The organism is Citreimonas sp. (assembly GCF_042096055.1).
In the GTDB taxonomy this organism is placed as follows: domain Bacteria; phylum Pseudomonadota; class Alphaproteobacteria; order Rhodobacterales; family Rhodobacteraceae; genus Citreimonas.
Map to the genome: position 1 here is coordinate 22506 of NZ_JBELMH010000008.1, position 11001 is coordinate 33506.

Annotated in this window: 8 protein-coding genes; all 8 read left to right on the forward strand. The window is 70.6% G+C overall.

Annotated elements, in window-relative coordinates:
- The coding region (gene glgX / locus ACFDTC_RS03650) for a glycogen debranching protein GlgX (protein WP_375257512.1) at positions 1–1479 on the forward strand (1479 nt) is incomplete at its 5' end.
- A 5-nt stretch (positions 1480–1484) separates the two neighbouring features.
- On the forward strand, positions 1485–2537 hold the full coding sequence (locus tag ACFDTC_RS03655) for a diacylglycerol/lipid kinase family protein (protein ID WP_375257513.1): 1053 nt from the start codon (positions 1485–1487) through the stop codon (positions 2535–2537).
- Positions 2537–3328 carry a metallophosphoesterase family protein gene (locus ACFDTC_RS03660; protein WP_375257514.1) on the forward strand — a complete coding sequence of 264 codons (792 nt, stop codon included), beginning with the start codon at positions 2537–2539 and terminating at the stop codon, positions 3326–3328. The genes ACFDTC_RS03655 and ACFDTC_RS03660 overlap by 1 nt, the downstream gene beginning before the upstream one ends.
- Positions 3329–3467: 139 nt before the next feature.
- Entirely contained in the window at positions 3468–4619 is a 1152-nt protein-coding gene (locus ACFDTC_RS03665; protein WP_375257515.1) for an AI-2E family transporter, read from the forward strand.
- 238 nt (positions 4620–4857) lie between these two features.
- Positions 4858–5877: a sensor histidine kinase gene (locus ACFDTC_RS03670; protein WP_375257516.1), complete on the forward strand. Its 1020-nt coding sequence runs from the start codon at positions 4858–4860 to the stop codon at positions 5875–5877.
- A gap of 137 nt (positions 5878–6014) precedes the next feature.
- The gene (locus tag ACFDTC_RS03675; RefSeq protein WP_375257517.1) at positions 6015–7187 is read left to right on the forward strand and encodes a sugar phosphate nucleotidyltransferase; all 1173 of its coding nucleotides are present in this window, start codon (positions 6015–6017) and stop codon (positions 7185–7187) included.
- A 41-nt stretch (positions 7188–7228) separates the two neighbouring features.
- On the forward strand, positions 7229–8947 hold the full coding sequence (gene treZ, locus ACFDTC_RS03680; RefSeq protein ID WP_375257518.1) for a malto-oligosyltrehalose trehalohydrolase: 1719 nt from the start codon (positions 7229–7231) through the stop codon (positions 8945–8947).
- The coding region (treY, locus tag ACFDTC_RS03685) for a malto-oligosyltrehalose synthase (RefSeq protein ID WP_375257519.1) at positions 8944–11001 on the forward strand (2058 nt) is incomplete at its 3' end. The genes treZ and treY, both read left to right, overlap by 4 nt.

Genomic DNA, 11001 nt, shown 5'->3' on the forward strand with positions numbered 1-11001 from the left:
GGGCTGGGCCATCCGTCGGTGATCGAGCACCTCAAGGCGCTGGGCGTCACCACGGTCGAGTTGTTGCCGATCCACGGTTTCGTCAAGGACCGGCACCTGGCCGACCAGGGCCTGTCGAATTACTGGGGCTACAACTCGCTGTCGTTCTTCGCGCCGCACAGGCCGTACCTGGCCAGCGGGCACCTGCGCGAGGTCAAGGAAGCGATCCGCCGCTTCCACAAGGCCGGGCTGGAGGTGATCCTCGACGTGGTCTACAACCACACCGCCGAGGGCAACGAGATGGGCCCGACGCTGTCGTTCCGCGGCATCGACAACGCCAGCTATTACCTGCTGTCGCCCGACGATCCGCGCCACGGTTTCGACGTCACCGGCACCGGCAACACGCTGAACGTGTCGAACCCGATGGTGCTGCGCATGGTGCTCGACTCGCTGCGCTACTGGGTCGAGGCGCTGCACGTGGACGGCTTCCGCTTCGACCTCGCCTCGACGCTGGCGCGCGAGGAAATGGGCTTCGAGCGGGGCGGCGCGTTCTTCGCCGCGATCCGGCAGGACCCGGTGCTGCGCGGCGTCAAGCTGATCGCCGAGCCCTGGGACATTGGCGAGGGCGGCTACCAGGTCGGCGCCTTCCCGTGGCCCTTCCGCGAGTGGAACGACAAGTTCCGCGACGACCTGCGCGCCTTCTGGCGCCGCGACGACGGGCTGAAATCGGCTGTGTCGGAACGCCTGCTGGGCAGTCCGGTGCAGTTCGACCACGATCACCGGCCGGCCACCAGCTCGATCAACTTCCTGGCGGCGCATGACGGCTTCACGCTGAAGGACACGGTCAGCTACAACGACAAGCACAACGAGGCCAATGGCGAGGACGGCCGCGACGGGCACGACAACAACCTCAGCGACAATTGCGGCATCGAGGGCGAGACCGACGACGAACAGGTCATCGCCACGCGCAAGCGGCGGCTGCGCTCGATGCTCGCGTCGCTGTTCGTGTCGCAGGGCGTGCCGATGCTGCTGGCGGGCGACGAGTTCGGCCAGACGCAGGGCGGCAACAACAACGCCTACAACCAGGACAACGAGACCACGTGGCTGAACTGGGAGCGTGCCGATGCCGACCAGATCCGCTTCACCGGCGCGCTGGCGCGGCTGCGCGGCGAGCTTGGGATGGGGCGCGAACGCTTTGCAGGCCATGACGAGGGCGCCGTGGTGCGCTGGTGGCATCCCGAGGGGCGCGAAGCCTCGGACGGGGACTGGAGCGACGAGACGCTGATCGCCGAGCTGACGGACGACGAGCATCGCACCATGGTGATCCTCAACGCGGGCGACCGCGTGGACGTGACCCTGCCCAAGGGCGAGTGGGGCCTGCGCCTGGACACCGCGCGTGACGAGCCTGCGGCCGACGAAGCCGTCGAGGGCACGATCGCCGTCGACTGGCAATCGGTCGTCGTGCTGACCCGCGCGCCCAGCGGCCGGCCGAGGGGGTGAGTGTCATGACGCATCCGACAGACACCGATCGACCCGCGCGGGGCCAGACCCGCTCCGAAGCAGACATGCCCGGCGAGAGCCCGTCCGACCCGTCGCCGGATCGACGCGTGACCGCGCCAGCGACGCGCGCCCTGCCGGGCCGCACCTGCGTGCTGATGAACCGCGCCTCGGGTCGCAAGCGCGAGCGGGCCGAGACAGACGCGCTCGAAAAGCGGATCGACGCCACCGACGGGTTCGAGTTGCGCTGGCTGGACCACAAGGCCGGCCTCGAGGAACCGGTGCGCAAGGCGGTCGAGGACGGCTTCGACACGGTCGTCGCTGCCGGCGGCGACGGCACAGTCAGCGCCTTCGCGGGCGTGCTGTCCGGCACCGACAGCCGGATGGGCGTCCTGCCGATGGGCACGTTCAACTTCCTCGCCCGCAGCATGGACATCCCCGAGGATGTCGACGACGCGCTGGACCTGCTGCAGACCGGCACCGAACGGCGCATCGCGCTGGGCGAGATCAACGGCCGCACCTTCATCAACAACGCCAGCCTCGGCGCCTATGCCGCCGTGCTGGAGGCGCGCGAGAAGATCTATGCCCGCTGGGGCCGCAGCCGCATCGCCGCCTACTGGTCGGTGATCGTGGCGATGCTGACGCTCTACCGTCCGCTCAAGATGACGGTGACGGTCGACGGGGTCGAGCACAAGGTCCGCTCGCCCATGGCGTTCATCGCGATCCGGCCCTACCAGCTGGACGAATACGGGCTGGACGGCGCCGACGCGGTCCGGGGCGGCCAGCTGGCGCTGTACCTCGCACCCGACGGCGGGCGCCTGATGCTGCTGTGGCGTGCGATCAAGATCCTCGCGCGGCGGGTGAACCCCGGCGAGGATTACAGGCTGATGACCGGAAAGGAGATCGTGATCCGGACGGAGAAATCTAAGCAACTCGTGGCCCGCGACGGCGAGCGCGAGCGCATGAAGGGTCCCTTCACCGTGCGTCTGAACCAGTCCGCGCTGGGCGTCATCGTGCCGCACGACGACGCGGACACCGACAAGGGCCCGCACGCGGACTGATGCGCCTCGTCCTGATCGCAGACCTGCATTTCGGCACCGAAAGTCCCAGCCTGGTGCCGCGCCTGCACGCCGCCATCGCCGCGGCGAGCCCGGACCTCGTAATGGTGGCGGGCGACTTCGTGCAGCGCGCGCGCACCGCGCAGTACCAAGCGGCCCGCGCCTTCGTCGACGCGCTGACGACGCCGTGGATCGCGGTGCCGGGCAACCACGACATCCCGCTGCTCAACCTGCCCGAACGGCTGCTGTCGCCGCGTGCCGCGTACCGCCGCTGGATCGCGCAGGAGACCGAGCCGGTCTGGGATAGCGACACGGCGCGGATCATCGGCCTCGACACGACCGACCGCTGGAGCCACCAGCGCGGTCGGGTGGACGACGACCAGATCGAGCGCGTCTGCCGGATGATCCGCGAGGCCGGCGACCGGCTGCCGATCATCCTGGCGCACCATCCGTTCCACCACCGCCCCGAGGTCGAGAAGTCGCTGATGCGCGGGGCGCCCCGGGCGCTCGAGGCCTGGGCCGAATGCGGCGCGCACGTGATCCTGTCGGGCCACCTGCACACCTTTCTGGTCGAGCCCTTCGTCGCCCGGAAGAGCGACGGACAGACCCTGCAGGTCCACTGCGGCACCTCGGCGTCGTCGCGGCTGCGCGGGCAGGACAACGACTTCGCCATCCTCGACGTCGGCGACCGCCGCATCGAGGTCACGCGCATGGTCTTCTCTGACGACACGGGATTCGACCATGCCTCGCGCAAGGTCTATGCCGTGAAAGAGGCGGGCTGGAGCGAGGCCTAGAAAATCGCCCGCGCGCCGGAACCAGCGCGACGTGGGCCTGTTTGCCAAGGACGGCCGCTCGCGTGCCGGATGGGGGCCAGGGGATTGAACATCAGCACAAGCGCAGCCGACGCGACGCACGGCCGAAGCGGGCACGCCCGTGAGCGATAATAACGACGCCGCCGAAGACCCGGCCGTCGCCGAGCGGTCGCGCGTGTCATTCGCGCCGGCCTGGGCGGTGATCGGCATCTTCCTCATGCTCCTCGTCGGCGGCATGGCCTATGCGCGGTCGTTCCTGATGCCGGTGGTGCTGGCGCTGCTGCTGCAACTGGTCTTCAGTCCGCTGCGCCGCCAGATGGAGCGGATGGGCCTGTCCGCGGGGCTGGCGGCGGGCATCATCATGACCGTTCTGGTGGGCGCGCTGATCCTCGCCGGCGCGGGCCTCGCGGTGCCGGCGCGCGACTGGATCTCGCGCGCGCCGGATCTCAGCTACGAGCTGCGCGAGAAGATCGAGCAGATCCGCGGCACCACCGAGACCGTCACCAACGCCGCCGAGCAGATTGACAACCTTGCCGAGGGCGAGGAAGAGCCGGGCGTGCAGCGCGTGAAGGTCGAGGAAGAGGGCGGCGGTGCCCTGTCGATGGCGCTGTCGCTGCCGGGCATCCTGGCGCAGGTGGTGTTCACGCTGATCCTGCTGTTCTTCCTGCTCGCCTCGGGCGACATGTTCAACGAGAAGCTGGTGCACGTGATGCCCACCTTCCGCGACAAGCGACGGGCGGTGCGCGTCGCCTACGACATCGAACGCAAGCTGTCGCGCTACTTCCTGACGATCACGGCGATCAACGCGGGCCTCGGCGTCGCCGTCGGCCTGGCGATGTGGTGGCTGCAGATGCCCAACCCGGCGCTGCTCGGGGTGGCCGCGTTCCTGCTGAACTTCATCCCGTATCTGGGCGCGCTGCTGGGCGTGCTGGGTGCGTCGCTGATCGCCTTCGTGACGCTGGACACGGTCGAGCAATCGGTGATCGTGGGCGCGGTCTACTTCGCGCTCACCACTATAGAGGGGCAGCTTATCACGCCCGTGCTGGTGGGCCGGTCGCTGCGGTTGAACCCGGTCGTCGTGTTCCTGTCGGTGACGCTGTTCGCGTGGCTTTGGTCGGTGGTGGGAATGCTCGTCGCCACGCCGCTTCTGGTTGCCCTGCGGACGTTCTGCGACCATGTGCCCGCGCTGTCGAGTGTCGGGCACTTCCTTTCCGCGCGCGGCGACGAAGGCACGGGCGACGACGAAAGGGCGGGGCAGGGCGATCGCCGTTAAGGATGCCCCGGACAGTCGCGGGACCGAGCACGATGGCTGCTGCACGGTCCAGGCGTCGCGGAAATCCGCCAAACGGCCCGATCGGGTCAATCTGCGCTGTCATTCCGCCGCGATCGGCTGCACTGTCCCTCACAACGTTCCACCGCGGAGAGCCTAGATGCCGACAATCCTGCGCGCGCCTCAGATCCGCCTCCGGCGTGCGGAGCCAAGTGGTGACAGAGGTTCGCCCCGGACGGCCATGGTGCCGCTGGCCGAGATCGACCTGACCGACCGGCTGGCGCCGTGGATGGCGCTGTGGATGGCGCAGATCCTGGTTGGCGTCGGCTGCGCGCTGGCCGCGATGCTGGCGCGTGCGGCGGTGGACGCGGTCTATCCCGGCGCCGGTCCGTTCTCGCTCGCGATGCCGTTCATGCTTGCCGCGACCCTGTTCGGGCGCTGGCAGGCCGGTGTCATCGCCCTGCTGATCGGCGCCCTGCACGCGTGGTATTTCGTGCTGCCCGAGGTCGGCAGCTTCCGGTTCGCCATTCCCGCCGACGCGCCGCGCGTCGTCGTCAACGTGCTGTCGGGCTGCGCCATCGTCGCGCTGGCCGAGCAGTTCCGTCGCGCGGTACGGCGCGCCGTCTCGGATCGCGAGGCGCGCCTGGCCGAGCGCGACCTGCTGCTGCGCGAGCTCGACCACCGGGTGAAGAACAACTTCGCGCTCATGTCCTCGCTGACCGGACTAGAGCGTCGGCTCGCGCAATCGCCCGAGGCGCGCGAGCGGCTGGATGCGGTGGCCAAGCGGATCGAGAGCGTCGTGCGCGTGCACGCCGCGCTCTACCGCAAGGCCGACGGCCGGCTGCAGGTGGCGATGTCGTCCTACCTCGACGGGATCTGCCGCTCGCTCGAGACCGCGCTGCTGGACGGGCGCGACATCACCATGACGGTGCAGGTGGGCGGTATCACGCTGGACCGCGAGATCGCGCTGACCTTCGGCCTGCTGGTCAACGAACTCGTGACCAACGCGGCCAAGCACGCCTTTCCCGACGGCCGGCGCGGCCACATCGCCGTCAGCCTCGAACCCGGCGACACGCTCGTGCTGCGGGTCAGCGACAACGGCGTCGGCGCGGTCGCGCAGGACGGGGCCGAGCGTGGGTCGGGCATGAACCTGATCACCTCGCTCGTCGCCTCGCATGGCGGCGAGATCACGCGCGAGACCGACGGCTCGGGCACGACCGTCACGGCCGCGGTGCCCGCCGTGGCGCGCAGCGGCGCCTGAGGCGCAGCACGCCCGATAAGGCCGCGCGCTCAGGCGCATAAGTCTGCCGGCACGATTTCCGCACGGTCACTCCGGTTGCGCGGAACACGGCGCGCGATGCCGCGTTTCCAGTGAGCTTCTTCACATGGATCACGCACATGCCAGCAGGAAATAACGTCGCCGCAATCATGCTGGCCGGTGGCCGCGGGTCGCGCCTTCACGAATTGACCGACACCACATGTAAGCCCGCGCTGCCGTTCGGGCCGGGCCACCGCATCGTCGACTGGACCATGGCCAACCTGCAGTCGGCGGGCCTGCGAAAGGTGGTCGTGGCGACGCAATACATGCCGGCCCCGCTCGAGCGTCATGTCAGCCAACGCTGGACGCCGCGCTTCGACGGCGGGCTGATCTTCGCGCAGGCGCTGCGCCTGACCGGCCGGCCCGAGGGCTTCTCGGGCACGGCCGACGCGGTGCGCCGGTCGCTGGGCCTGCTGCGCGGGCAGGGCGTGCGCACGCTGCTGGTGGTCGCGGCGGACCATGTCTACTCGATGGACTACACGGCCATGCTCGATGCCCACGCGGCCTCGGGCGCGGCGGTGACGGTCGCGGTGACGCCGGTGCCGCGCGCCACGGCCTCGGGCTTCGGCATCGTGCAGCCGGATGCGAAGGGCCGGATCGCCGGTTTCCTGGAAAAGCCCGCCGACCCGCCGGGCCTGCCGGACGACCCGACGCACGCGCTGGCCAGCATGGGGATCTATGCCTTCGACCTCGCCTGGCTCGAGGCCGCGCTGGCCGATGGCGGCGACGATTTCGGCTATGACATCTTGCCGCGCGCGGTCGCCGCCGGACAGGCCGCCTGCCACCGGGCGACCCGCCGCGACGGCGCGCCGGTCTATTGGCAGGACGTCGGCACGCTCGACGCCTACCACGCGGTCTGGACGGCTTTGGGACGCGACGCGGCTCTCTGCCCCGGACCCTTCGGATCTGCGACGATCGACCCGGGGGCGGGCGCATGGCTCGACCGCGACGTGGTCGCGATGCCCGGCAGCCGCCTGCACCGCGACGCGCAGGTCAGGAACGCCATCGTCGCTCCGGGCGTTTGCCTTGAAAGGACCGACGTGATCGGCGCCTGCACGGCCGAGGATGCACGCTGGTTCCGGATCACCGAGGGCGGCGTCCGCCTCGTGACCCGCGCGATGATGGCCCGGCGCGCCGAGCGGCGTCCCCGGCTTTACCCGATGCCCGCCGATCCGGTGCCTGCCGCCCTCCCGGCGCATGCGGTGGCCGGACGGGCGATAGGCCGGGCCGAGCCGCGGAACCGCCTCGCCTGATCACGCCGGGCCGCCGCCGCGCGCCACCGCAAGGAGCCGCAATGACCGACACTGCCGCGCCACCGGCGCATTTCTGGGGAGCCCGCCCGGCCGCGGGCGACACGTGGGACTTCGCGCTCTGGGCTCCGGACGCGGGGCAGGTCGCTTTGCGTCTGCATCGGTCCGACGTGGCGCTGGAGCGCAGCGACGACGGTGTCTGGCGCGGCCGCCATTCCGCGCGCGCAGGCGACCGCTACGGGTTCGTCGTCGACGGCACCTTCGTGCCCGACCCGGCCTCGCGCCGGCAGGACGGCAGCGTGCACGACGCCTCGATCCTGGTCGAGCCCGACGCCGCCGACACCCGCGGCTGGTCCGGGCGCGACTGGGCCGAGGCGGCGATCCTTGAAATCCATGTGGGCACCTTCACCGAGGAAGGCACTTTCGCAGCCGCCGCGCGGCACCTGCCCGCGCTGGCCGAGACCGGCATCACCATGGTCGAGCTGATGCCCGTGGCGCAGTTCGCCGGCGATCGCGGCTGGGGCTACGACGGGGTGCTGCCTTTCGCGCCGCACCCGGCCTACGGCACCCCCGAGGACCTGAAGGACTTCGTCGCCGCCGCGCACCGCGCCGGCATCGGCGTGCTGATGGACGTGGTCTACAACCATTTCGGCCCCGAAGGCGCGTATCTGCACGTGACCTCTCCGCGCTTCTTCGACGAGGGCACCGACACGCCCTGGGGCTCCGCCATCGACTACAGCCTGCGCCCGGTGCGCGAATTCGCCCTGCAGAACGCCGAGATGTGGGTGCGCGACTACGGCTTCGACGGCCTGCGGCTGGACGCGGTGCACGCAATCGTCGACCCGGGAACGCCGCACCTGATCACCGAGATGGCCGAGCGGCTGCGCGCGCTGCGCCTGGGCCGCCTCGTGCACCTCGTCACCGAGGACGAGCGCAACCTGCCCGTCTTCCAGGACGAGGGCACCGCCGCCGCCACCTGGAACGACGACTACCATCATGCCGTGCACGCGCTGACCACCGGCGAGGCCGACAGCTACTACGCGCCCTTCGCGGTGGACCCGATGTGCGATCTGGTGACGGCGCTGGAGCGCGGGCAGGTGGACGAGGGCCAGCCGCGCCGCAACGGCAAGCCGCGCGGCGCGCCGTCCGGCCACCTTCCGCCCACCGCGTTCGTGAACGCCAACCAGACGCACGACCAGATCGGCAACCGCGCGCAGGGCGACCGGCTGATCGCGCTGATCGGCCCGGATCCGATGCGCGTGCTGCACGCGTTGCTGCTGACCTCGCCCTACATCCCGATGCTGTTCATGGGCGAGGAGATCGGCGCGCGCACGCCCTTCCGTTTCTTCGTCGGGTTCGAAGGCGATCTGGCTGACGCCGTGCGCAAGGGCCGCGCCGAGGAGTTCAAGGCCTTCGCCTCGTTCGGGGGCGACGTGCCCGACCCGGTGGCGCGCGACACCTTCTCCGGCTCGCGCCCCTACGACGACCCGCCCGAGGACGCCGCCGACTGGAACGCGCTGACCCGCACGCTGCTGCGCCACCGCGCCGAGAAAGTCGTGCCCTTGCTGCGCAGCGGGCGGGTCGAGGCCGGCGTCGGCCAGACCGGCCCGCGTGCGTTGCGCGCCTTGTGGCGCTTCGAGGCCGGCCAGATCGAGACGGTCGCCGCCCTCGGCACCCCGCACGACCCCATGCCCGGCGCCGACCTGATCCTGGGCGCGCCTGGAGACAATTACGGCTTTGCCACGAAGGTCACGTTCACATGATAGATCCCACCGCCACCTACCGCCTGCAGCTGCGCGACGGGGTGACGTTCGACGACGCGCGCACGCTTCTGCCGACCCTCGCGGAGCTGGGGTTCAGCCACCTCTACCTGTCGCCGATCTTTTCGGCGACCGACGGCTCGACCCACGGCTACGACGTCACCGATCCGGGGGTGATCGACCCCGTGCTGGGCGGCGAGGACGGCTATGTCGCGCTGGCCGAGGCGGCGCATGACGCGGGCTTGGGGGTCGTGCTGGACATCGTGCCCAACCACACCGCCTTCACGGTCGAGAATCCGTGGCTGCGCGACGTGCTGCGCCACGGCGAAGGCAGCCGCTATGCGCGGCATTTCGACATCGACTGGTCCGAGCGGCTGGTGCTACCCTGGCTGGCCGATCCGTTCGAGACGATGCTCGAGGCCGGGCGGCTGGAGATCGACGGCGACGTGCTGCGCGCGGACGGCGCGCTTGAGGTGCCGCTGGCGCCGGGGACGTCCGGCGGCGTCGTGGTCGAGGTGCACGACCGCCAGCCCTGGCGGCTGACGCACTGGGTGCGCGAACGCGACGGCATCACGCACCGGCGCTTCTTCACCGTGACCGACCTGATCGGCATGCGGATCGAGGACGAAACGGTGTTTCAGGATTGCCACGCCAAGGTCTTCGACCTGCTCGACCGCGGGCTGGTCGACGCGCTGCGGATCGACCACGTGGACGGCCTCGCCGATCCGGATGATTACCTCGAACGGTTGCGCGCCCGGGTGGGAGACGACTGCCCGATCTGGGTCGAGAAGATCCTGACCGGCGACGAGGCGCTGCCCGACTGGCCGGTCGAGGGCACCACCGGCTACGAGGCCGCGCGCCACATCGCGCGCCTGCTGACCGATGCCGAGGGGCACGCCGCGCTGCTGGATGCCTGGTCGCGCGACACCGGCCTGGAGACCGATTTCCACGCCGCCGTGATCGAGGCCAAGCACCAGATCCTGCGCGAGGAACTGGCTTCCGAGTTGCTGCTGATGATCGACCTTGGGCAGCGCGCCTTGGCCGAGGCGGGTGACGAACACGGCGCCGAGGCCGTGCGCGAGGCCGTCATCGGCCTGCTGATCGCCTTCCCGCGCTACCGAACCTACTTCCGTGGCACGCAAGTGCGCGACGAGGACCGCGCGCTGATGGCCACCGCCGCGGACGAGGCCGCCGCCGACCTGCGCAGCCGCGACGTGGTCGACCTGCTGACCGCCGCCATGACCGACCCGGGCGGCCCCGACGCCGAGCGCTTCCGCACCCGGTTCCAGCAGGTTACCGGTGCGCTGATCGCCAAGGCGCACGAGGACACCGCGTCCTTCCGCCAGACCGCGTACCTTGCGGCCTGCGAGGTCGGCGCCGATCCCGACGACGCTGTGGCCCGCGCGCCCGAAGTCGAGGCCTGGTGCGCCAGGCGCGATCCCCGCGCGATGACGCTAACGTCGTCCCACGACACCAAGCGGTCCGAGGATTCGCGCATGCGGCTGGTGGCCATGTCGCACCTGCCCGACGCTTTTTTCGATCTGCTGCGCGCCGCGCAGGCGCTGCCCGGCGCGGATTCCGTGCGCCCGCAGGAGCGCTGGTATGCGGTACAGGCGGCGCTGGCGGTCTGGGATGAAAGCGACGCGGATCTCGAGACGCGGCTGGCCGATCACCTGATCAAGGCGCTGCGCGAGGGCAAGGACATCACCACCTGGACGCATACCGACGACGCGGCCGAGGCGGCCGTGCTGGCCTTCGCCGACGCGCTCTGCGCCGCGTGGCGGCGCAACCCGCCGCCGGCTCTGGACTCGCTGATCGCCCGCGGCGAGGTGCTGGGCCTTGCGCAGCTGGCGCTCAAGATGACGATGCCCGGCGTGCCGGACGTCTACCGCGGCGCGATGGGGCCGTACCTGGCGCTCACCGACCCCGACAACCGCCGCCCCGTCGATCCCGCCCGGTTTGACACCTGGCCCGACGCGCCGGGTTTCGCGGGCGACAAGTACCGCTTGGGCCGCGCGCTGCTGCACCTGCGCCGCGACCGGCCGGACTTCTTCGCC